A 23,970-nucleotide genomic window follows, 5' to 3' on the forward strand; every position below is an offset into this window, starting at 1 on the left:
AATATAATAGTTTTGATCTCAATTCCCGAAGTCAGTTTAAAACAATCTGAAGAAACCCGTTTTTCCTATACGGCGTATAAAATTTAAGCGGGGTATGGAAAAAAGTGATTATGAAACACAGAAAAAAAATGAAGTATTTTCTATTCAAACAGATATAAAATAAAAAAGTACACTTTCAAAAAGTGTACTTTCTTTGGGTGAATGATGGGTCTCGAACCCACGACCTTCGGAACCACAATCCGACGCTCTAACCAACTGAGCTACAATCACCGTTTTCTGAGTGCAAATATAGGACAATTTCCTCAACTACCAAACAATTCCGTCAAAATTTTTCAAAGAAATTAATCTTTCTGACGTAAAGCCCTCAGCATAAGTCACTCCCGATAATCTTCCCAAATCCTGTGCACGGTAGGTTAAGCTTTCAAAAAAGTCTTTTGTTGTAATCGGAGTTTCAGGTTCCTTTGAAGTTGGGTCATAAAACTGGGTTTTGTAGGCCATACATGATGCAATCTTTTTATCAAGAAATTCTGAAATGTCAATAACGAACTCTGGTTTGATATCTTTCCACTGAATATAATGAAAAACATGCTTGGGCCTCCATACTTCCTGAATCTCTCCCTCCATTACGGTCTCAATTTTTCGCAGTCCGGATAAAAAGCACGCATCCGACACTAATTTCGCTCCTTTTGCATGATCCGGATGTCTGTCATCAATTGCATTGGCTAAGACGATTTCCGGCCTGTATTTGCGAATCATTTTTACGATCCTCATCTGATATTCTTCAGAATTGACCAAAAAGCCGTCTTTCATTCCCAGGTTCTCTCTTGCTGAAAGTCCTAAGATCTTAGCAGCGTCTGCCGCTTCTGCTTTTCTTGTTTCATCGGTACCCCTTGTCCCCAGCTCTCCTCTTGTAAGGTCTACAACAACACATTTTTTTCCTTCGGCAACCATTTTGGCAATAGTCCCGCCACATCCCAGCTCTACGTCATCAGGATGTGCTCCAAAAGCAAGTATATCAGTTTTCATATAATTCAAAGATAAGTTTAAAATAAAAACTTCCCAAACATTAAGAATGGGAAGTTTTAATATCTATAATTTAAATTTTAAATTACTTATTGATCTCTGCATTTAATTTTACAGCATCCTGGTAAGTAGGATCCAACTGTAAAGATTTTGCAACATAATCTTTTGCTTTTGCTATATCAGATTCTTTGCTCATATAAGCTACTGCAAAGTAAGCATATGCAAGAGTCTGCTTATTAGCTTCCTGATCAGCCGGTTTTACGGTACTGATGAATTTTTCGTAAGCTAATTTTGCTGCTTCATTGTTTCCTGCCTGCTGGTAAGAATATCCCTGGCTGTAATATGCCGGAGCCCAGTCAGGAAGAAGGGCTGACATTTTCTGCCATGTAAGGATTGCTCCATTCCAGTTTTTAGCATCCTGGTAAGCTGTAGCTAATTTAAACAGGGCATCAGAATCCTGGCTGTTGGCAGCTACTTGTTTCTTCAGTGCTTCAATGGTAGGGTTTGTAGGTCCTTTATCCGCATCTGCCTGAGAAGCACCACCACCTCCAGCGATGTTAGCCAATTCCAGATCCCACTTCATTGTTTCATCTTTTGCCGCTTTTGCAATCGCCACTTTCTGCTGAGATTCAGCCATTAAAGCAGATTTTTTAGCCGCATCTTTTTCATCTTTTGCTAATCCGGCAGCGATAAGCCCCTGTAATCCCTGGTCAGCAGGCTGGATTCTTGTTTTCTCAGCCTGAGAAACAAATGTATCCATGTTTTGCTTAGCATCTGCATAGTTTCTGTCAGCATAAGCCTGATAAGCTCTTAATTTGAACTTGATAGGATCTTCAATTTTATCAAAGATTTTATCTAAAACTGATTTAGAGTTAGCGTAATCTTCGTTTGTGAAATATAATTTAGCAATTTCTAACTGAGTATACGGATCCTCATCGGCATATTTTGTATAATTGATAAGGTCCTGTGTAGCTTTTGCATTTTGCTGGTATCTGATATCATATCCTGCCAATGCTTTATATGCAGGTGCATAAGTAGGGTCTACAGCAATTGCTTTATCAACGCTTTCTTTTGCTTTTTGCCATACCTGTGCTGCCATCCATAAGGTAGCCATTCTTGTATAAACTGAAGCTTTATTTTTAGCTACAGGTAATGCTTTATCATAAGCAGACATAGCCTCACCCGGAGCTCTTTTCAATCTGTAAGCATCTCCTAATGTATAATAGTAATGTGCAGGAACTCCTTTTTTCTCCGCTTTTTCAATTGCTTTTGTCAGGAACTGAATAGCCAGATCAGGAGAACTGTTCTTTTCGAATAAAGTTAAAGCTTCTGCAGCTCTGAACAGTACTTCGGCATCTTTCTCTCTTGAGTCTGTTACTACTTTCTGAATTTCCGCAACAGCATTTTTATCTCCTTTTCCTAACTTAACGGTAGCAAGACCGATTTTATTAAGATAGCTTTTGCTGTCTGCAGCCAATCCCTTGTTGAAGCTTTCAGTAGCCTTTGCATAATCCGGTTCTCCTTGTTTTAAGAAAGTATTTCCTAAATAGAAGTAGTTTTCAGCAGTAGGTTCTTTAGCGATCATTTCAGTGAAATTTGTTTTTGCCTGAGCAAACTTATCACTGTCTATACTGTTGATACCGTCCTGCAATGTCTGTGCAGAGGCAAAACCCGTAAAAAATACTACGGCTGCTCCAAAAGCAATCTTCTTTACATTCATATTCATTATATCTTTCATTTTATATTTTCTAATAATTGAGTTATATTCTACACAATTTTCAGACCAAAATCATATTTTTATCAGGGGTAAATTGTGAGTTTAATAATTTTTAACGCATCTGTACTTCTCTTTTGTACAGGTTATAGGGCTGTAAGCCTTCTTTCTGGACAATTTTCTGTCCTAAATGGGTACATGAAAATCTTATAAATCCGTTGGCAATGTTAAAGTTACCTTCGTTTACAAGAAAATAAAGTACTCTTGTAAAAGGATATTTCATGGTGCTAAGTCCGGCGTGATCTGCGGTATAGGATACTCCTTTATCTACCACAGGCAGAACTTTTACCATTTCTCTCAATTTCTCTGAGGTTTTATCATAAGGACGACTGAAAGTATTCAATCCTACAACACCGATTTTATCGGGATATTTTCCCATTTCCTCTATAATCTCCTTATTTCCTGGAATAATGGAGTATTTAAGATCCTTCGGCTGTTTTTTGAGTTTTTCAGCTACAAAATTCAGGTTACTGGAATTATTTCCGTCAAAGATAAATTCTTTTTTATCTGATAAGAGACCACTGCTGATCTCATCCATTGTAATACTTTCTTTCGGAGAGTCTTTAGGAACTACAAAAACAACTGCATCCGCTGCAAATTTAGCAGGGAGAAATTTAAGGTCGGTTCTTTCTTCAAATGTCTTTATTTCTTCAGGATTAAGGTTTCTGGACATTACCACAACCTTTGCATTTCCTTTCAGCAGGTCAAGAAAACCTAAGTCTTCTTTCTTTGTTTCTACTTTGATGCGGGTATCCGGATAATTGATCATATAGCCTTCAGCTAATGCTTCCGTAACGCTCTGAAAAGATTCGTCAGTAAGAATGGTAAGATCACCTTTATGATAAGACGGGGATTTCTCTTCTTTTTTACAGCCTGCCATCATCATGATCACAGCAAAAAGGGCCGTAATCTTAAAACTATTCCTCATCTCTTGATTTTTTGATTTTTGAAACTGCCCTGTAAATCCTGAATACTCCATAGATCATCAGCAATACACCCAATGCATAGGCTACTCCGGGTTCCAGAATGGTAAAGAAGAATTTATAGACAATCACTACAATTCCTAAAACGATATAAAACAATCCCGTGATCAGGGATAACCAATTGAACATCATGTAACAAAAATACAAAAAAAATAAAAAGGGAAGCATATGCCTCCCTTTTTATTTATATTCTGAATAAATAAGTCTAATTATTCAAAGTTCATAGTAAATGGTACGCTATAGTAAGATCTAACGCTCTCCCCGTTTCTCTTCGCAGGAGTCCATTTTTTCAGTTTCTTAACTACACGCATTGCTTCACTGTTGAAGTCGCCATTTGGAGATTTCTCTTCAATGGTAACGTTCGAAACAGTTCCGTCTTTTTCTACAACGAACTTAAGCTTAGCTTTAAGTGTACCTTCACCTCCTTCCATCAGGGAAGTATCGAAGTTATCTCCTAAGAATTTTCTTAATGCACCCATACCTCCAGGATATTCTGCAGACTGGTCTACATCTTTGTAGATTTCGTTAGGGTTATTCGCTTTCACTTCTACTGTACTTGCTTTAGTACCTGTAGATGGTGGTGGCGGTGGTGGTGTATAAGCCGGAGCTTTTACCCCCTCCTGATTCTGTAAACCAGTTTGAGTTTCCAACTGCTTAGAAATCGGTGGTGGTGGAGTTTCAATTTTCGGAGCTTTTACAGGCTCAGGAACAACGTTCTGAATTACCTCAATTTTCTCCTCTTCTTTTGGTGGTGGAGGTGGTGGAGGTGGTTCTTCTTCTTTCGGCTGATCAATAATCGGCTCATCTTCAATGATCTCTACAAGATCTGCCTTTACTTCCTGCTTAGGCGGAGCTGTAAGATTTTTAATCGTAAGATAGATGAACGGTGACAAAGCTGCCAAAAGGAATAAAGCTGTTCCGATGATAAATGACTTCGTTAAAAGTCTCGGATACTGATGTCTAAGATCATAGGCACCATATTCCTTGTTTCTATTTTCAAATACAATCTCATCTAATGTTAGATTCTGACCGTATACATTTTCATCTGCCATAGTAGATATAACAATTTTATGGTTAAATTACTTTGTAGCAGCTGGTGCAGCAGCACCTCCTACTTTCTTGTCATACACAGCTTTTTCCCAAGGCTTCACATCGGTAACACCGTACTGCTCACTTTTGGTAATTGCCATTTCGTCAAGAATATCAACAAAGTTCTTATATACAGCATCGTCAGTCGGCTTAATGATCACGGTAAATTTCGTTTGATCTGCAGCTCTAGATTTTGCCTGCTGAATTACTTTTCTAATTCCTTCTCTATCAAGAGTAGTTTCCATAAGCGTCTGGTCATTTAAGGAAGTTGCATCCTGCTGGTGCCAGAAAACTCTGTTATTTTTTCCTAATAAGATAGAAATTGAGTTAGAAAGTTTAATTTCTGTTGGAGGTGGTTTTTGTTTTTCATCTTTCGGCTTAGCCGGAAGACCCAAATCCATAACATTCGGTTTACTGAATGTAGTTGTGAACATAAAGAAGGTAATCAATAGAAAACCCAAGTCCACCATCGGAGTCATGTCGACTCTGGTACTCTGCTTCTTGGAACGGACTTTGCCGCCCTTGCCGCCTTTCTCTTGTACTTGTACTTCTGCCATTTCTATCGATATTATTCGTTAGGTTTACCTTCTTGTGATGTAATCAACCAAAATTTAAGAAAATCAATATCTCTTAAACCTTCAAACAGACTCTTAACTTTAGGATATTCAGTTGTAACGTCACCCTTAATCGCTAATTTGTATTCAGGATTAACGCTCAAACTTTCTTTTACCCAATCAATTAATTGCTTATTTGTACTGTCCATAGGAACTCCTGTAGGACTCTTATAATTCTTCTGCTCATCTTCAGACATATCCAGGTAACCTTTCAGTTTGTTCATAGGAACACCGATTGCCTGAACTTTCTGGAATGCCGCTTTTTGTTTAGTGTCAAAAGTAATACCATACTTTTGTCCCATTTTATCTAAAAGTGCAAGTCTTTCTGATGCATTTTCCACCGGCTGGAAATAGAATTTCCCGTCCGGAGTTGCGTTGATAGTCATTAAACTAGCATCAGGAAGCAATTTTTCCGAAATTGAAGATGGCGGTTTGATCTGCTCCACGTCAGGCTTTTTAAACTGAGTGGTCAAGATAAAGAACGTAAGGAGTAGGAACGCAACGTCACACATTGCAGTCATGTCCGTAATTACTCCATGTCTTTTTGGTTTGACTCTCGCCATTATTATAAAATATTTTTAATTAAACTTCTTTTAATTGCTAATGCAAATATCTTGCTAATTCTTAGTTGAATTCAGCGAAAGATTGTTGGATACTCATAGAGATCTCATCGATCTTGTAAGTTAATCCGTCAATTTTAGAAGTAAAGAAGTTATAAAGGATAATAGCGATTGCTGAAGTACCAATACCTAATGCCGTGTTGATCAAGGCTTCAGAGATACCGGTAGATAGAGCAGCTGCATCCGGAGTACCACCTCCTGAACCTAATGCGAAGAACGCCTTGATCATCCCGATTACAGTTCCAAGTAGTGCTACTAACGTTGCAACAGTACCTAAAGTAGAAAGGATCATCATGTTTTTCTCAAGCATTGGCATCTCAAGAGTAGTAGCTTCTTCGATAGCTTTGTTAAGCGCTACCATTTTCTGCTCTTTATTTAAAGTTGTATCGTGAGCAAGAGCTTTGTAAGTTGTAAGACCTTCTTTTACTACGTTACCTACAGAACCTTGTTGTCTGTCACACTCTTCGATAGCTTCGTCGATTTTGTTTTGGTTTAGTAAGCTTCTTACCTGTACTACGAAATTGTCTAAGTTTCCTTTTCCGGCAGCTTTACCAAGAACGAAATATCTTTCAAAAGAGAAAACGATTACAGTGATCATGAAAGTAATCAAGATTGGTACGATAACCCCTCCTTTGTAGATAATCCCTAAAAACGACTCTGGGTGAATGTCTTTTCCTTCAACACTTGAGAAAGCTACAGACCCACTTCCTAGTTTTTCTGCATCTTTAAAGTTTCCTGGGCTACCAAGAACGAATAAATAAATACATACTCCTATAGCAAATAGAATAGGAATAATAACAGCTGGATTTAAACCTCCTGCCTTTCTAGCAACTACTTGCTCATCATTTTTTGAAACATTCATTTCCATATTTAACTAAATTATATTGTTTTAAAATTTTACAGGGTGTAAATTAAAGGCAAAATTAATTAAAATGCAAGAGTCTTAATTAAACATTTTGCTTTTTTTTGATAAAGAAATTTTAATACGATTTCGAAATAATAATTATTTTAAATTATTTTATTTATTTTTTCCAAATTTAACATTTAGGTTAAAAAATCAAAAAAATTAGACACCCATTTTTTTTAATTTCCCAATGTTAATTTTTTTTTAAATTACGATATTCACAATACGGTGAGGGACTACAATGATTTTTTTAGGGGTTTTTCCTTCCAAAATCTGTTGCATTTTCTCATTTGAAATCACCAAATCTTCTACTTCCTTAGCAGATAATTGAGCAGAAAGCGAAATTTTGAACTTCATTTTACCATTTACACTTACAGGATATTCAATTTCATCCTCGATCAGATAATCTTCGTTTAATGCCGGAAACTTCTCGAATTCGACAGACGTGTCATGTCCTGATAAACTCCACAATTCTTCACAGATATGCGGTGCATATGGAGAAATGATAACGGCAAGAGGTTCTAAAATATTGCGCTTGTTACATTTTAATTTCTGAAGCTCGTTTACAGCAATCATAAATGATGATACTGAAGTATTGAAAGAGAAGTTTTCAATATCATAAACCACCTTCTTTATTAAGGTATGTAAAACTTTATATTCTGCTTTTGTAGGCTCTTCATCAGAAATCTCAAAAGTATCACCGTTGAAATAAAGATTCCAGAATTTCTTAAGGAAACCGTATACTCCGCTAAGCCCCTGTGTATTCCAAGGCTTGGACTGCTCCAATGGCCCTAAGAACATTTCATACAATCTTAAACCGTCTGCTCCGTATTCTTCACAGATATCATCAGGATTTACCACATTGTATTTAGACTTGGACATTTTTTCTACTTCACGGTCTGTAATATATTTGCCGTCTTCCAGAATAAATTCTGCATAAGCATAATCCGGTCTCCATGCTTTGAAGGCTTCAGTATCCAATTCGTCAGAGGTTCCTTTTAATAAGGATACGTCTACGTGAATCTGCTGAGTCTGATATCCGCTTGCCAGATTTTTAGATACATATTGATTGGTACCGTCTATTCTATAGACAAATGCACTCATTCCTAAGATCATCCCCTGGTTGATTAATTTTTGGAATGGCTCATCATGACTGATATATCCTCTGTCTTTTAAGAACATGTTCCAGAAACGGGAGTACAACAGGTGACCGGTTGCGTGCTCGCTACCTCCAATATATAAATCTACCTGTCCCCAATAGTCTGCCAGTTCTTTTTTAACAAAAGTTTCTTCATCATTAGGATCCATATATCTAAGGAAGTACCATGAACTTCCTGCCCATCCCGGCATTGTAGATAATTCTAACGGGAAGATGGTCTTGTCATCAATTAAATCTGTAGCTACTACTTTCTGATTGGCTTCATCCCAGGCAAATTCTTTTGCATTCCCCAGTGGCGGATCGCCGTCTTCAGTCGGTAAATATTTTTCAACTTCAGGAAGTTCCAATGGCAAAGCAGAGGTTGGCAACGTGTAAGGCATCCCTTCCTTATAATAGATAGGAACCGGTTCCCCCCAATAACGCTGTCTTGAGAAAATCGCATCACGCTGTCTGTAGTTTGTAGTTCCGTGACCGATTCCTTTCGTTTCAATCTCAGCAATTATTTTTGACTTTGCATCATTATAATGTAATCCGTTTAAGAAATCAGAATTTACACAAACGGAATCTTTGGAATCAAAAGATTTTTCCTGAACGTCTTCTTCGGTTTCTACAACCTTTTTAATTTCAAGGTTAAATTTCTTTGCAAATCTGTGATCACGCTCATCATGTGCCGGAACAGCCATTACCGCTCCCGTTCCATAGCCCATCAGCACATAGTCTGAAATATAGACCGGCATTTTTTCTCCGCTGAACGGATTGATCGCATAACTTCCGGTGAAAGCTCCGCTCACGTTTTTCACGTCAGCCATTCTGTCTCTTTCCGTTTTTTTGGAAGTTTCTTCAATATAAGCATCTACTTCTGCTTTTTGTGCAGCTGTAGTAATAGTTTCCACTAATGGGTTTTCCGGAGCCAACACCATAAAAGTAGCCCCGAAGATCGTGTCAGGTCTTGTAGTGAACACCTCAACGATTTCGTCATGGCCTTCTACCTGGAACTGAACCTGCGCACCCTGGGATTTTCCGATCCAGTATTCCTGGGAATCTTTCAAAGGCTGCGGCCAGTCTAATGTAGCAAGCCCCTGTAGTAATCTTTCCGAGTAAGCAGAAATCCTCATGCTCCACTGCATCATTTTTTTCTGGAATACAGGGAAGCCTCCTCTTTCAGATTTTCCATCCTTTACTTCGTCATTCGCTAAAACTGTTCCTAATGCCGGACACCAGTTTACAGTAGTTTCTGCTCTGTAAGCAAGACGGTAGTTTAATAAGATATCTTCTTTATCAAGATCAGAAGCATTTTTCCATTCTTCTGCCGTGAAATTCAATTCGTCGTTCTGATTGGCATTTAATCCTTCGGTTCCTTTTTCTTCAAAATGTCTGATCAGGGTTTCAATAGCTTCTGCCTTATCCGTATTTTTATTATACCATGAATGATACAGCTGAATGAAGATCCACTGTGTCCATTTATAATAAGACGCATCTGAAGTTCTCACCTCTCTGCTCCAGTCGAATGAGAATCCGATTTTTCTTAACTGCTCTTCATATCTGTTGATATTCTGTTCTGTGGTAATCGCCGGATGCTGGCCTGTCTGAATGGCATACTGCTCAGCAGGGAGTCCGAAGCTGTCATATCCTACCGGGTGAAGCACATTAAACCCCTGGTGTCTTTTGTATCTCGCATAAATATCTGATGCAATATATCCAAGCGGGTGACCTACGTGAAGCCCTGCCCCGGATGGGTACGGAAACATATCGAGTACATAAAATTTAGGTTTATCCGTGTTATTGGAGGTTTTATATGTTTGATTTTCCTCCCAGTATTTCTGCCACTTTTTTTCTATCTGCTGATGATCGTAAAACACTTTATTGTATATGTTATATGTTAGACTTTAAATATTGAATGATTTTCTTTTTGACAAGATTCACAAAATTAGTGATTTTAAAGGAAATAAAAATTTAATTTATAATGAATTGCATGCTCCGCTCAACAAAAAAATCCCATCCGGAGATGAGATCTGTTTTTTTATATCCTGAAGTATACTATTATTGAGGAACTCTTTTGAATGTATAAGTTCTTGTCTGGAATACGGTAGGATCCTGCGTTTCTTCTCTTACAGCAAGATTAAGTGTTGTATCGTCCAGCGTAACCACCTTTGCATTCTCCGGTTCTACAACTCCCTGAATCTTCATCTGAACCGTTTTTGCATCTTTATCATAGGTATAATTGAATTTCTTGTCAGAAAGAACAGCACACTGCCCTGGTGTAGCAGTATCTCCGGAAGTTTTCTGCCCTCCTTTATAATCTACACCGAACCACCATCTGGACTGCTTCTGACAATCAGTATAAGTAATCGTGTTAGAAACCGGATCTTCTCCTGTCTCTACAGTAGTAACTACTTCTTTTAATGGTTGCCATGTCCCAACCAAAGGAGCTTCAAGGACATTATCATTATCATCACTACATCCTGTAGCGGCAAACAATGACAAACCTGCAAATAGTAATGCTAATTTCTTCATAGATCAATTTTTTCAAGCGCTAAAATTATAATTTTTTTGATTTATATCACTATTTTTTATGAAAAATTATTTCATCGATCATTATTTATACATATTTAAAAACACTCAGACGCCATATTCCTTTTATTTAACAAATATTGAACCTGCGAAATTCCCTCTGTTTTATTAAAAAAGCTATTTTTGTAGGAAAGTATGAAAAAAAATGCAAATGCAGGATATAACGAAAAACAATTTTGATTTCATCCGTGTTCTCCTCGCTTTCATTGTCTTTGTAGGACATCTGGGAGCATTAAGCCAATCTCAACAACTTCATGTTCTGACGTATAGCCCGGTAGAAGTTGCCGTTTTTTCATTTTTTATTGTAAGCGGTTTCCTGATTGCGAGAAGCTACGAAAGGTCTTCCAGCTTAAAGAGCTACGCCAAAAAAAGATTCAACAGGATTGTTCCCGCCTATCTGCTTGTTGTATTTTTATGTGCGCTGTTACTGAGTCTTGTAAGCACGTTGCCATTCTCTGAATATTTCAGCAACACCCAGGTGTATAAATATCTGTTCTGGAATTCTCTGTTTATGAACTTTAAGGCGCCATGGCTACCCGGAGTATTCGGGAATCAGGCGGTAAACGGAGCATTATGGACTCTTAAAATAGAAATGTGCTTTTATATAGCAGTTCCGCTGATATTTTTATTCTTCGGAAAAAATAATAAATACAGAAATACCAGCCTGATTATTTTATATTTCCTTTCCCTGATTTTCCTTAATTATTTTGAAATGACAGGAAGAGCTGCCATCTCCAGACAGCTACCCGGTTCTTTGTGCTATTTTATCGGAGGAATGCTTTTATACTTCAATTTTGATAAATTTATCCAGCATAAGAACACACTTTTTATCATCGCCATGATTACGGTGTGGATAGATCTGATTTTCAATATCAAATTATTCTCACCAATGATGATCAGTATCATAGTCCTTTACATCGCTTACTCCTTTAAGTTCCTGAATAATTTCGGGAAATACGGCGATTTCACCTATGGTATTTATATCTTCCACTTCCCTATTATCAGGGTATTCCAGACATTGGGACTGTTTGAGGATTACAATCCGTATGTGATGAGTCTTGTCTGCATGCTGACCGTAATTGGAGTAGGAATTGCCTCCTGGCATTTTTATGAAAAAAGATTTTTATAATTTTACCGATATTTTACAGCACAAATGAAAGATCTTGTCTCCATCATCACCCCCTGTTACAACTCGGCAGAATTTATTGAAGAAACGATACAATCTGTTCTGAACCAGACCTATGAGAATTGGGAATGGCTGATCACCGACGATCTTTCTAAAGACAATACGGTTGAGATCATCAAGAAATACAACGATCCACGGATAAAACTTCAGGTCCTGGAAAAAAACGGCGGAGCCGGCAATGCAAGAAATAACAGTCTTGAAAGGGCTCAGGGAAGATATATCGCTTTCTTGGATTCCGATGATTTCTGGTATCCGGAATATCTTGAAACCATGACAGATTACATGCAGGAACATCACGCAGAACTTGTTTATTGTAACTATTCAAGATGTAATGAGCAGCTTCAGCCTATCCTGAAAGATTTCCTGGCTGATAAAGTGGTAACATTCTCTAATCTCCTGAAGACCTGTCGCCTGGCACCGGTTTCAACAATGTACGATACAAAAAGAGTCGGAAAGTTCCTGTTTCCGGTAAAAAGTAAACGGGAAGACCATGTGATGTGGCTGAATCTCTTAAAAGTAATTCCTGAAGGAATGCCCATCAATAAAACCTTAGCCAAATACAGAATGCGTGAAAACAGTGTTTCCAGAAATAAGAAAAACATCATCAGAGACCAGTACCTCGTGTATAAAGATTTTATGGGATTTTCTACCGTGACATCTCTGTATTATACGGCAAACTGGGCCCTGAACGGATTCCTGAAATATTCGAAAATTTTCAATTAATGGAGTATTCAAAAGAATTTAAAGCTGCATTAAGTGCCTTCTCCAGTCCTGAGAAAGATAAACTGATCTTCAGATTGCTGAGAAAGGATAAATTGCTCTCTAAAAAGTTGTATTTTGAGCTCATTGATCCGGAAACTACCGATGATAAAAGGGATTTTATGGAGGATCAGGTAAAGGAAAAAGTTCTTTTGGCTGCCAAATACATCGGGAATACCAAGTATTTCCTGACCATTATCCGAAAAATCAGTGCCGAAATAACGGAACACGTCAAAATAACAACGGATAAATTTGGTGAAGTCTCTCTCAATCTGCTTCTTGTAAATGCTATTTTAGATTATAATGCAGATCTGAGCAGACAGCGTTTTGACAATGTATACAAATTATACCTCTATATCATCAATAAGATATTCAAATCCCTTACTCTCATCAGAAAGCTGGACGAAGATTACTGGATGGAAATTGACGACTATCTGCGTGATGCTGAAAAGAAAATTTTAGAAAATCATTATCTTCAAAAACTCTGCATCAATAACGGACTTAACTTTAACTGGTTTGAGTGTGCCAATATTCCGGAAAACATTGACCAGATCATGAAAGACACTAAAAGCCAGGGATTTTTAAGATAAGATCTTCTGTAAAATCATAGCCGTTGAATCAGGTTTTTCATCTACAAATTTTCGGGCATTCTGTGACATTGATACAAGCTCTTCCCGGTTGTCTTCATTAGTCAGAAACAGAACAGATTCTGCGGCTGCATATTCGTCTCCAAAAGACTTTCCACCATCATAAGAAATCAGTTCGTCTGCCTCAGGGTTCTTTTTATAGCGGTTTCCAAAAACTACCGGAACTCCAAAGGTTGCCGCTTCCAAAATATTATGCAGTCCCGCATCATGGAATCCTCCGCCCACTACAGCAACATCTGCATAGGAATATAGTTTTGACAATAAACCGATGCTGTCAATGATTAAAATCGGGTAATCAGTAATCGGCAATTCACTGGTTTCCACTTTACTGTACAACAATGCATCAGGATACAGGTTTTTTAAATGCTCCACTCTTTTCAGATCATGGGGAGCTATAATAATTTTCAGATAAGGATTTTTCCTGTAGACTATGGCAGCAATTTTCTCTTCTGCCTGCCATGAACTTCCAAAAACAACTGCTTTATGGTCTCCTACGAATTGTTTAATATGTTTCACATGATTATCGCGGTCACGAAGCTGCTTTACCCTGTCGAATCTCGTATCTCCCGTCACGGAAGATTGCGTAAGGCCTATACTTTTGGCCAGGGCAAAAGAAACCTGTGTCTGATGAAAGAACCAGTCTACATTTTTCTGCAGCTGTTTTACAAACCATTTTCCATATGAAGTGAAGAAGGATTGGTTTTCGTAGAAAAGGGCAGAAATTACATAAATCTTTACATTCCTGCTTTTCAGTTCAGCAAGCAGATTATACCAGTAATCATACTTCACCGTAAAAAATAGTTTAACATCAAACTGTGAGATAAATTGCCTTACAGCCGCTTTTTTATCAAACGGAAGGTAGCAGATCACATCGGCTATATGTTTCTTTTTAATGACATTTTCATAGCCGGACGGAGAGAAAAAAGTCACCAGTATTTTATGATCAGGGAGTTTTTCTTTAAGCTTTTCCAAAACAGGAAGCCCCTGTTCATATTCACCTAAGCTTGCAGCATGCATCCAGATTACTTTATCAGTTTTTAAAAATGCAGTCTGCACTTTATGCAAAGACTCTTTTCTTCCCTCAACGCCTTTTTTAGTTTTTGCATTAAATAAAGAAAACACTTTCATTCCGAAAGTAAGGAGGCTGATAAATATATTGTAAAGCAGTTCCAATGGTGGTTTGATTTAGTCGTCAGATTTTTGTTTTTTCCCTTCCTGAATGGCTTTTACCATACCTACTCCAAGCACTATAAAAAGCAAGGCTAAGATGAAGAAAACGGCATTACTGAGCTCGGTTTGCTTTCCTTCTGCAATCCGTATACTTTCTACAACAATATCCAGGAATAAGAGCATTACAGGAAACTGTAGTGAAAACATATACAGCTCCAGTGTTTCTTTATTACGAAAGCTGTCAGGAACGTTTACCAAAGGAGAGTTGGGATTTTTGGGCACTCCCCAGAAAACAAAAGAAATAAAAGCTGCGATACAGGGCAGGATCCAGATCATTGATTTTTCAGATTCTCCGTCTACATTTCCCTGAAAATCAAAATGGGTAGGAATAATCTCCGGAAGTTCCGCATACTTTATGCCTGTAAAAATCCAGATCACAATAAGCAAAAGGATATTTACCATCAATAGTATTCTGGAAGCTTTCATTTTATTTTGTTCTAAATAACACTTCTGAGCACTCTCAGCTTGTGAGTATGCTTATTCATTTCTTTATTGAAAATCCCTGTGGAATCCAGGGTATCGATTCTTACTTTTCCTGATGCATGAATGATCTTCTGGTTTTCCAGCATAATTCCTACGTGGATGATCTTTCCTTCGGCATTTTCAAAGAAAGCCATGTCTCCCGGCTGTGTTTCTTCCACAAAGGTAAGGGCTTCTCCTACTTCGGCCTGCTGGGAAGCATCTCTTGGAATTTTGATTCCGTGAACTTTATAAACCAGTTGTGTAAATCCGGAGCAGTCTACGGCAAAAAAGCTTTTCCCTCCCCACAGGTAAGGGATATTAAGGAATTCTTTTGCAGTCAGGGCAATGCTTTCTCTTACGTCATGGCTTCTTCTTGACGCCACTGCAGGAAATTCTACTTCTGATCCCATAGACAAAAGCATTTTTCCGTCATTGGTTAAAACGGAAGAAAAATCTTCTGTCACTACAGTCACTTTCCTGTTGGCCAGCTCTTCATCTGTTACAGGCTTTATCTGCTTGGTATCCATCCATCCTTCATAGCCGTCATAGTGCATTTTTATTTTGGTCCAGTTTTTATCAACCTCCAAAATATCAGCACTTTCCCCGAACAATATTTCCGTAACAATTTCTGCCCTGTCAGAATTTTCTGCCCGAACAGGTGCTACCGTAACTATACAAATTCCTTTATTCATTGATTAAAATTAAAAGATTGAATGATTTAAAGATTAAAGAATCAGATTCCGTAAAATATTTATTTTTTTAATTTTTAAATCTTTTAATTTATTTTCTTCTAAGAAAATTTACTCCATCCCGCAAAGGTAAAATAAGATTTTCAAAATCATCGTCTTTTGCGGCTAAATCGTTTAATTCTTTAATAGACTGTGTAGATTTCTGTTTCGGGTCTTCTTCCAGGACTTTTCCATACCACAACACGTTGTCAAACAGAACTACGGATCCTGATTTTGTATGGGGCTTCAGCAGTCTGAAATATTCTGCATAATTCTCCTTATCGGCATCTACAAAAATCAGGTCAAAAACCTCATCACTTTCTTTGAGGAATTCTTTAGCATCCTGAAGTCTGAAATCAATCTGATCAGCATATTCGCTTTCTTCAAAGTATTTCTTCGGCAGATACGCCAGATCTTCATTCACATCAAGCGTAGTGATTTTCCCGTCTTTACTTAGTCCTGATGCCAGGCATAAAGTTGCATAACCCGTAAAAGTTCCTATTTCAAGAATATTTTTTGGCTGCAATATCTTGGAAATGATCGTCAGCAGTCTTCCCTGCTGATATCCGGAGATCATATGCGGCTGCGTTGTTTTTTGATAAGTTTCTCTTCTCAGTTTTTTCAGAATTTCAGATTCCGAAGAAGCGTGTGCTTCCAAATATCGATCCATTTCAGGATTTTTTTCTTCAAAAAAACTCATACAATTTTAATTTAAACAAATTTACGGAATTTTAAAGTTTCTTTTTTAAATACGGCGGCTGTATTCGCATGATCAAACAAAAAAAGAGAGAATCAATCTCTCTTTTTTTCATCTATACCTGCCTGTATGCAGTGAAATCTTAAATTGCTATACAATATTGTCCTCTCCCCGGGCATGCCCATCCCGGACAGCAGTCAGTGTGTCTCTGACAAATTATCTGCGGGTTACAATCAATAGCAGCTCCCTGCACATTTTTCATCTGTCCTCTTGAAAGTTTTTGTAGATTTTTCATAATGATTTTGGTTTAGTTTAATTTCCTACTCTTAAAGATTTTCGGATACCTCTTTACTTATTTCATCAATAAGAGATTTAAATATACATATTATTATTCAAATAAACAATTGATTTCACATAAGTTAAGAACAACTCATCCTCAAAACATGCCATTAGTTTACTATTTTTTACAATTAGCAAAAATAATTCCTCAGGGAAAACCCCATACAAAATACCGGGAAAATACGGATGTTTTTGATGTGGTATTAATAATAATTTTGTGAAGAGAAAAACGGGTAAAAACACTAAGAGAAACAAATGATTGCAGGAGAAACACAAACTAACCATGGGAATCAAAAAAGCGTTCTGCCGCATAGCAGGACCAATTCTTCTGCCAAAAAAACTAAGACTGAAATATCCAATTCATTTTTACGACGAATTATTTCGCTCTTGAGAAAAGAAGAATTAATTTGATTAAGAAAATAAACTCCGATCTCCTTCGGAGTTTATTTTTATTATTAGACTGCTGTATCTGCAGGTTATCGGATCAATCTAAAACGTATGTGATCACTTATAGATTTCTGCTATTTTATTTAAGACAGCAATTTGTTTATTGATGCTTTCTGCGTTTTGCGGATTCTGCTTCAAAAGCTCTGTTTTTTTGGCCAACCCTTCTTTCAGCATTTGAGAAAACATCATTCTGGTTTCCGGATCTTTCAGCAACCCATCTTTTGACTGTGTTAAAACCCGGGCAACATTTTCTGTTGCGATGAGATTATCAGAGCTCATAATCCAGTTAAAGCCGTCTTCTGCAGGTTTACCCAATTCGGGATTTCTAAGTTTAACCAATGGATAGAAGGCTGCAACAGGAGCAATGTAAGGCATCTGAGAAACTACTTTATTCTTTACTACAGTAGGAAGCAGTTTAATGAGCTGACTCTGGGATACTCCGGAAAGATCGATTTTATCAGTCATCTTATCCGCTTTGGAAGGTTCTGAATCTATGATTGCTTTCAGGGAATTTATTTTTACGGCATTGGAAACCGCATTCACCCCTTTTTCAAATAAAGGAAGGTATTTTTTATTTTTCGTTTTTGCCAGGGCAGCGACGGCAGCGGCCTGCACCAATGTTTTAGGATCATTAGCAGCTAACTTTTCCACATCGGGAGTCAGTATTTTTGCATGATCTTTATTCGTGAGATCCATCAGCTCCAAAGCTTTAATACGGATCCGGAAAAAAGGATCTTTCAGGGCAGCCTTCAGCAATTGTACTGATGCAGGATCATTCAGATGATCTTTGATTCCCGTCAATGCTTTATAACGGCTTAAAAACTCTTTAGAATGGGCAAACTGCATCAGGTTCTGCTCAGCTGATTTTTTATCGGTAATCTCAGAAAGCAATATTCCGTCTGCATTGATATTGATCAGATCAGGATTTTTTGAAACATTAAAGCTGAAAGTATTCTTAGCTTTAGCATTTACCCAGACATTATAACGTACAGGTTTTCCGTTATCATACAGGTCTATTGCCAGAGGGAACTCAAAAGGTTTTTCCTGAGACTGGCTGATCACGAGCTCCACCTGTTTTTTTACCGGTTCAAAAGTATATGAGTAGTTTAATTTAGGATTTCCGCTTCCATAATACCATTGATTGAAAAACCAATTCAGATCCTTACCTGAAATTTTTTCAAATGATAATCTTAATTCCTGAGCTTCTGCATTTTTATATTCATGGGTTTTCAGGAAATCGCTTATTCCTGCGAAGAAAGCTTCATCTCCTAAGTAATTTCTCAGCATATGCAGAATTCCTCCTCCTTTCTGATAGGAGACCACATCAAAAACATTTTCCGGCGAATCATAACTGAACCTTACCAGGTCTTTATCAAAATCCGCAGGGCTATTGAGGTACCGGTTTACATTTACCATTAAATGATAATCTCCCTGATCTTTTCCGTATTTGTATTCATTCCAGAGATATTCGGAATAGTTGGCGAAAGACTCATTCAGGGTAAGGTTGCTCCAGCTTTCTGCGGTTACCAGATCTCCGAACCAATGATGAAACAGCTCATGGGCAATATATTCCTCCCATTTGTTTTCATCGGTCAACTGTCCCGGTTTCTGCAAAACGTCAGTATTGTGAAGCGTGGCTGTTGTATTTTCCATGGCTACGCTTGTATAATCTCTTGCTGAGATCTGTGCATATTTTGCCCACGGATAGTCGTAGTTTAATTTTTTAGAGAAAAACTCCATCATTTCAGGGGTATTTCCGTAGATCTGTCTGGCATAAGGTTCATATTCCTTTTCCACATAATAATCGATCGGAATATTTCTCCACTTATCTTTTACGACCGAGTACTCTCCTACTCCCATGAAGAAAAGATAAACGGCGTGTCTTTGATTCATCACCCAATGGTCTGTTCTCAGGTTACCGGATTCTTTCCTGGATTCTTTTAAAACACCGTTGGAAAGACTTATATACTGATCCGGAACGGTCATATAAATTTCCTGGGTAGTCTTCTGATTCGGCTTATCTATCGTAGGAAACCATACAGATGAATATTCCGACTCTCCATCTGTCCAGATCTGAGGCGGATGATCCTTATCTGTCCCCTGCGCATTAATAAAATACAATCCTTTTGCCGGGCTTCCCTGTTTCTCTGCTTCATCAGGGCGGGCAGTATATTTTATATAAACCGTATAATCCTGATTTCTGTTATAGGTTTTATCCAGAGTAATTGTAAGAACATTATGGGCATAATTATACTTTAACGGAACTTTACTCCCGTTCCTATCTATTGCCACTTCGTGGATCAACATTCCTTTGGCGTCCAGTATGAGTGAATCTGACGGGTAAAAATAAGGAGAGGCGGTAAGCCATTCTTCCCCATTCATTTGTTCATTCTGATAATCAAAATTTACTTTCAGCTTCGTGTGCTTCAGCTCTGTACTTTTGACGTGAGTTGCTTTATATATTTTGTCCCTTCCTGAAGTTTCCGTTTGTGCAAAGGTTATTCCGGGTAAAAACAGGCCTGATAAGCTTACCGATAGAATTATTTTTTTCATATGCCTACTATTTATGGATCAATTTCTGATAAGCAGTGGCGAATTTTCTTCCTCAACATTAACCTATTATTCTGATTCCCAAAGGCTATATCGTTTTTTTTAATAGGTAGTTCTATTGCTTTAAAAGTTACATGGGAAACAATAATTCATTTCATAAAAAATTCCGGATTCCAGGAAAGCAAAAAGCCACAAAAGCTAAAAACTCAAGTTATTTTTGAGTTCTCAGCTTTTGTGGCTGGTATGGTTAAAGAATAACAGGAGTTGCAGAAAGTTTAAACAAGTACCTGTTATTCAATAATTATTTTTTCGGAGCAATATCCATTAACTTCATGAATTCATCCAGCTTAGGCATAATGATGATTTCCGTTCTTCTGTTTTCTGCTCTTCCTGAAACGCTCATATTTGTCGCTTTAGGATTGTATTCGGAACGTCCTCCTGCTGTAATTCTTGCAGGATCTACCCCAAACTGGGTCTGAAGAACTTTCGCTACAGAAGTACCTCTGAGTGCAGAAAGATCCCAGTTGTCTCTTGGCAGGTTGGCAGAGTTCAACGGTGCGTTATCTGTATTACCTTCAATCAGTACAGAATACTTATCGTAATCATTGATCACTTTTGCTACTTTACCAAGCACTTCCTGAGCTGCAGGCAAGATATTATAATCTCCTGTTTTGTAAAGCATTTTATCAGAAAGGGAGATCATTACCACACCTTTCAGTACTTTCACCTGTACATCTTCATCAGATACATTATCCAAAGATCTCTTCAGCTTGTTAGACAGGGCAAGGTTCAAACTGTCGTTCTTAGCATTGCTTGAAATCAGTTGCTTGATATAAGAATTGGAAGCATTGATTTCGCCTACCAGTTTATCAATGTTGGCAGAGCTTTTTCCTGTATTGGACAGACATGCATCAAGAGATGATTTCAAAGCATCGTGCTGAGATTTCAATAAGTTATTTTCTCCTGTCAATGCAGAATTCTGAGATTTCAGATCCTGAATTTCCCTTTGTCTTTCGCCGATATTTTCAATACACTGCTTATAGTTTGTGCTCAGCGCATCATATTGCTTCTTGCTTACACAAGATGTCAGCCCCAGTGCCATTGCAGAAACTGCTACAATTTTTAAAATCTTCATAAATAATCTTTTTTAGACCAATCAAAGTTAGGAAAATTCAATTGAATTATATCGGTTATCTTTGCATAAAAGAAATTCTCAACGTATATGTTGAAAAAATCAAGCTTTAGTTATCAGTTAGAAAATCTTGTTCAGCAGCCTGAAAAACACACTTACCTTCTGGCGGTGAGCGGAGGGGCAGACTCTATGGTCCTGGCCTCATTATTCAACGGTTTAAGAAAGACGAAGGGCAATTCAGGATACCGGTTTGAGGTAGCTCATATCAATTACAAACTGCGTGGTAAAGATTCTGATCTGGACCAGAAAGTTGTACAGGATTTTTGTGAGAAAAATCATATAAAGTTTCATTTGTACCAGGTTTCGGAGAAGGATAACAAACCGGAAAATTCCATCCAGCTGTGGGCAAGGGAGCTTCGTTACCGTTTTTTTAAAGAAATTCAGGAAAAAGAAGACCTTAAGTTTCTGGTGACTGCCCATCATCTGAATGACCAGCTGGAAACATTTATCATCAACCTTTCCAAGGCTGCCGGCATCAATGGACTGAGCGGCATTCCTGCCAATGACAATAATATTCTCCGCCCGCTTCTGAGTTTTTCAAAAAAAGAAATCTATCAGTTTGCAGAGCAGAATCATATTGAATTCCGGGAAGATCTTTCCAATAAAAAAAGTGATTATCTGAGAAATAAGATCCGGAATGAAATTGTTCCTGCATTAATGGAGACGAATGATCATTTTCTGGAAAACTTCAAAAAGAGTTCTTCTTACCTGAACCAAACCAAGGATTTTGTACAAAAACAGATTCAGGAAATAGAAAATACGCTGAGTATTTTTAACCCTGAGCATAAAATCTTATCAAAGGAAAAGCTGGATCAGGAAAGTGGTTTCGTAAAGTTTGAAATTTTAAAGAGATACGGGTTCAATCAGGAAGAAGAAATTCCTAAAATTTTTAAAGCGGAAAACAACAGTTCTTTTTTTTCAAAAGAATACCGTTTGATCGTTAACCGTGATGAGCTGATCTTTATTAGTAAGAATGATGAACAGGATACTGACGGGGAAATAGAACTGATTGGTCATTTTGATTTTTCTGAAAACCAAATTAACATCAATCTCGTAGATTATATTGAAAGCATTGACGAAATAAATAAGGATTTTGAATGGCATTTTGCTGCTGAAAAACTTCAATTTCCACTGCGTTTGAGAAAGCAAAAAGAGGGAGATGAGTTTTATCCAGCCGGTTTTTCGGGGAAAAAGAAGATTTCAAAATTTTTCAGGGATGAGAAATTATCTGCATTGGTAAGGGAAAAGACCTGGTTACTATGTGATTCCAGAAACCATATTTTGGGGGTCATCCCTCTTAGGCAGGATCGCAGATACCAGACAGACAGAACGACTCAAAAAAAGATAACTGTAAAGTGGACAGAAAAACAACTAATTTATTAGCTGTTGATGATTTTAAGAAAGACAGCAATATAGCTTTTGGAATTTTATACCAACAGTATTTCGGTTATACTCAAAAATTCATTCTCAAGAATAAAGGCAGTCAGGAAGATGCTGAAGATGTGTTTCAGGATGCATTACTCATTCTTTATCAAAAACTGAATGCTGACGAGTTTAAAGTTCAGACCTGTCTCGGAAATTACATTATCGGAATTGTTAAAAACCTCTGGTTTAAAAAATTAAAGCATAAACATTTTTATATAGAATCTCCTGAGATTTACTTCTTAGAACATCAGCAGGAAATAAGTGCTGCCATTGAGAATGAAAGATATTACTGGGAAAAATTGATGGGTTATATAAAATCCATTTCTTCCCATTGCCAGAATCTGATCCATGACATTTTTATCGAAAATAAAAGTATAGAGGAAATCCAGGACAAATATCAGTATTCCAGCAGGCATAATGCCCAAAACCAAAAGTACAAATGTGTTGAACAGATTAAAAAGGCTAAAAACAATAGTATTTTTTACACCTGATAACCAATACATTACGTAAAACATTCAAATATACGGGTGATTTTTTTATTGTTCAGAGAACATAATAAGAAAAGAAATATATGTTCAAAAAAATGATATTGAGCTTTCTTATAGGAATAGGAATTTCAATGAATGCACAAAGCAAGGGTATCAATTTTCAAAAAATTGATTTGGAAGCCGCAAAAAAAATCGCAGCAAAAGAGAATAAACTGATCTTCATTGATCTGTACACCACCTGGTGCGGGCCTTGTAAGCTCATGGCGAAAAATACTTTCACAGATCCTGAAATTGGAGAAATGTTCAACAAAAATTTTGTGAATATTGCTATAGATGCAGAAAAAGAAGGCCTGAACCTCGCCAAAGAATTTAAAGTAGTCAACTATCCCTCTTTCCTATTCCTGGATCCAAAAGGGAAACTCGTTCAATATGATTTTGGATATTATAATCCTGAACAGTTTTTAGGAGTAGGAGCATCGGTTTTGAAAAAAAAAGCGCCCCAATCCGGCAAAAACCTAGACCAGGTAAAAGGCAGAATGATAGGAGATAAAATTGATAACTTCACGGCGAAAGATCACCTGGGCAATACATTTTCTTCATCAGAAAAAAACAAAAAACTGGTTATAGTATTTATTCGTGGACAATGGTGCCCTTATTGTAACAAATACATTGAAACTTTACAAAATCTGGCTCCTGAACTGAAATCGAAGAATGCACAGCTTGTTATTATTTCTCCTGAAAAACCGGAATTTATAGAAAAGACACTTAGCAAAACAAAGACAGATTATACCGTTTTATATGATGAGGGATATAAAATTGCTGAAGCATTCGATGTTCTTTATACCCCCGACAGTGAAACACTTAATTTCTACAACTCGAAATTAAAGGACGATTTCGCTAACAGCAGATCAGATCATTCGGGAAGACTTCCTGTATCAGCCACTTTCATCATTAATGAAGGTAAAGAAATTACGTGGAGACATTTTGATACAGATTATAAAAAGAGAGCATCTGTAGAGGATATTATAAAAAATCTGAATTGATTTTTTCAGAAGTTTTTACATGGTCAACGCTGTAAATCAG

The 23,970-nt window shown here is 37.4% G+C and carries 23 protein-coding genes and 1 tRNA gene; 6 read left to right on the top strand and 18 right to left on the bottom strand.

Translation table 11 applies throughout. The features are described from left to right. Window positions 1-195: 195 nt before the first annotated feature. From BBI00_RS14725 to BBI00_RS14775, 11 genes are all read right to left on the bottom strand, one after another. Window positions 196-271, bottom strand: a tRNA-His gene (locus BBI00_RS14725). Window positions 272-306: 35 nt separating this feature from the next. Then, window positions 307-1,026 (bottom strand): bacillithiol biosynthesis deacetylase BshB1, encoded by a 720-nt coding sequence (gene bshB1, locus BBI00_RS14730; protein WP_065399462.1) that lies wholly within the window; start codon window positions 1,024-1,026, stop codon window positions 307-309. An 82-nt stretch (window positions 1,027-1,108) separates the two neighbouring features. Then, entirely contained in the window at window positions 1,109-2,761 is a 1,653-nt protein-coding gene (locus tag BBI00_RS14735; RefSeq protein ID WP_065399463.1) for a tetratricopeptide repeat protein, read from the bottom strand. A gap of 91 nt (window positions 2,762-2,852) precedes the next feature. Further along, a complete protein-coding gene (locus BBI00_RS14740) occupies window positions 2,853-3,725 on the bottom strand; it encodes a PstS family phosphate ABC transporter substrate-binding protein (RefSeq protein ID WP_065399464.1) in 873 nt (290 codons plus the stop codon). Continuing rightward, a complete protein-coding gene (locus BBI00_RS14745) occupies window positions 3,715-3,912 on the bottom strand; it encodes a DUF308 domain-containing protein (protein ID WP_174715421.1) in 198 nt (65 codons plus the stop codon). Before BBI00_RS14745 ends, BBI00_RS14740 begins: the two co-directional genes overlap by 11 nt. Window positions 3,913-3,989: 77 nt before the next feature. Then, window positions 3,990-4,832 carry an energy transducer TonB gene (locus BBI00_RS14750; RefSeq protein ID WP_065399466.1) on the bottom strand — a complete coding sequence of 281 codons (843 nt, stop codon included), beginning with the start codon at window positions 4,830-4,832 and terminating at the stop codon, window positions 3,990-3,992. A gap of 27 nt (window positions 4,833-4,859) precedes the next feature. After that, on the bottom strand, window positions 4,860-5,426 hold the full coding sequence (locus tag BBI00_RS14755) for an ExbD/TolR family protein (protein ID WP_065399467.1): 567 nt from the start codon (window positions 5,424-5,426) through the stop codon (window positions 4,860-4,862). Between the two features lie 11 nt (window positions 5,427-5,437). Then, window positions 5,438-6,046: an ExbD/TolR family protein gene (locus tag BBI00_RS14760; RefSeq protein ID WP_065399468.1), complete on the bottom strand. Its 609-nt coding sequence runs from the start codon at window positions 6,044-6,046 to the stop codon at window positions 5,438-5,440. A 61-nt stretch (window positions 6,047-6,107) separates the two neighbouring features. Then, window positions 6,108-6,971 (bottom strand): MotA/TolQ/ExbB proton channel family protein, encoded by an 864-nt coding sequence (locus tag BBI00_RS14765; RefSeq protein WP_065399469.1) that lies wholly within the window; start codon window positions 6,969-6,971, stop codon window positions 6,108-6,110. 240 nt (window positions 6,972-7,211) lie between these two features. Then, entirely contained in the window at window positions 7,212-10,025 is a 2,814-nt protein-coding gene (gene leuS / locus BBI00_RS14770) for a leucine--tRNA ligase (RefSeq protein ID WP_065399470.1), read from the bottom strand. 181 nt (window positions 10,026-10,206) lie between these two features. After that, a complete protein-coding gene (locus BBI00_RS14775) occupies window positions 10,207-10,680 on the bottom strand; it encodes a lipocalin-like domain-containing protein (RefSeq protein ID WP_065399471.1) in 474 nt (157 codons plus the stop codon). A 208-nt stretch (window positions 10,681-10,888) separates the two neighbouring features. Between BBI00_RS14775 and BBI00_RS14780 the strand changes: the two genes are divergently transcribed. Genes BBI00_RS14780 through BBI00_RS14790 form a run of 3 tightly spaced genes read left to right on the top strand, consistent with a single transcriptional unit; the run spans window position 10,889 to window position 13,272 of the window. Next, window positions 10,889-11,866 carry an acyltransferase family protein gene (locus tag BBI00_RS14780; protein WP_165602529.1) on the top strand — a complete coding sequence of 326 codons (978 nt, stop codon included), beginning with the start codon at window positions 10,889-10,891 and terminating at the stop codon, window positions 11,864-11,866. 24 nt (window positions 11,867-11,890) lie between these two features. After that, window positions 11,891-12,646: a glycosyltransferase family 2 protein gene (locus BBI00_RS14785; protein ID WP_065399473.1), complete on the top strand. Its 756-nt coding sequence runs from the start codon at window positions 11,891-11,893 to the stop codon at window positions 12,644-12,646. Continuing rightward, on the top strand, window positions 12,646-13,272 hold the full coding sequence (locus BBI00_RS14790; protein ID WP_065399474.1) for a deoxyuridine 5'-triphosphate nucleotidohydrolase: 627 nt from the start codon (window positions 12,646-12,648) through the stop codon (window positions 13,270-13,272). The genes BBI00_RS14785 and BBI00_RS14790 overlap by 1 nt, the downstream gene beginning before the upstream one ends. Here BBI00_RS14790 and BBI00_RS14795 read toward each other — a convergent pair. The 7 genes from BBI00_RS14795 to BBI00_RS14820 all read right to left on the bottom strand — a co-directional run bounded on the left by BBI00_RS14795 (window position 13,264) and on the right by BBI00_RS14820 (window position 20,917). After that, on the bottom strand, window positions 13,264-14,502 hold the full coding sequence (locus BBI00_RS14795; protein WP_065399475.1) for a 3-deoxy-D-manno-octulosonic acid transferase: 1,239 nt from the start codon (window positions 14,500-14,502) through the stop codon (window positions 13,264-13,266). The genes BBI00_RS14790 and BBI00_RS14795 overlap by 9 nt on opposite strands. Window positions 14,503-14,514: 12 nt before the next feature. Further along, window positions 14,515-14,985 carry a DUF1648 domain-containing protein gene (locus BBI00_RS14800; protein ID WP_083988512.1) on the bottom strand — a complete coding sequence of 157 codons (471 nt, stop codon included), beginning with the start codon at window positions 14,983-14,985 and terminating at the stop codon, window positions 14,515-14,517. 11 nt (window positions 14,986-14,996) lie between these two features. Beyond that, window positions 14,997-15,713, bottom strand: coding sequence for a C40 family peptidase (locus tag BBI00_RS14805; protein WP_065399477.1), 717 nt, complete (start codon window positions 15,711-15,713; stop codon window positions 14,997-14,999). An 88-nt stretch (window positions 15,714-15,801) separates the two neighbouring features. Further along, window positions 15,802-16,449 carry an O-methyltransferase gene (locus BBI00_RS14810; RefSeq protein WP_065399478.1) on the bottom strand — a complete coding sequence of 216 codons (648 nt, stop codon included), beginning with the start codon at window positions 16,447-16,449 and terminating at the stop codon, window positions 15,802-15,804. Window positions 16,450-16,588: 139 nt separating this feature from the next. Continuing rightward, complete coding sequence (locus BBI00_RS23095) at window positions 16,589-16,741, bottom strand: CCPGW family putative bacteriocin (protein ID WP_123843563.1); 153 nt, start codon at window positions 16,739-16,741, stop codon at window positions 16,589-16,591. A 548-nt stretch (window positions 16,742-17,289) separates the two neighbouring features. Beyond that, window positions 17,290-19,785: a M1 family metallopeptidase gene (locus tag BBI00_RS14815; protein ID WP_065399479.1), complete on the bottom strand. Its 2,496-nt coding sequence runs from the start codon at window positions 19,783-19,785 to the stop codon at window positions 17,290-17,292. A 298-nt stretch (window positions 19,786-20,083) separates the two neighbouring features. Then, a complete protein-coding gene (locus BBI00_RS14820) occupies window positions 20,084-20,917 on the bottom strand; it encodes an OmpA family protein (RefSeq protein WP_065399480.1) in 834 nt (277 codons plus the stop codon). Window positions 20,918-21,004: 87 nt separating this feature from the next. Here BBI00_RS14820 and tilS point away from each other — a divergent pair, with 87 nt between their 5' ends. From tilS to BBI00_RS14835, 3 genes are all read left to right on the top strand, one after another. Continuing rightward, a complete protein-coding gene (tilS, locus tag BBI00_RS14825) occupies window positions 21,005-22,357 on the top strand; it encodes a tRNA lysidine(34) synthetase TilS (protein WP_065399481.1) in 1,353 nt (450 codons plus the stop codon). Further along, window positions 22,330-22,890 (top strand): RNA polymerase sigma factor, encoded by a 561-nt coding sequence (locus BBI00_RS14830; protein WP_065399482.1) that lies wholly within the window; start codon window positions 22,330-22,332, stop codon window positions 22,888-22,890. The genes tilS and BBI00_RS14830 overlap by 28 nt, the downstream gene beginning before the upstream one ends. Window positions 22,891-22,982: 92 nt before the next feature. Continuing rightward, on the top strand, window positions 22,983-23,930 hold the full coding sequence (locus BBI00_RS14835; RefSeq protein WP_165602530.1) for a redoxin domain-containing protein: 948 nt from the start codon (window positions 22,983-22,985) through the stop codon (window positions 23,928-23,930). Window positions 23,931-23,970: the final 40 nt, after the last annotated feature.

This window comes from Chryseobacterium arthrosphaerae, from assembly GCF_001684965.1.
GTDB lineage: Bacteria > Bacteroidota > Bacteroidia > Flavobacteriales > Weeksellaceae > Chryseobacterium > Chryseobacterium arthrosphaerae.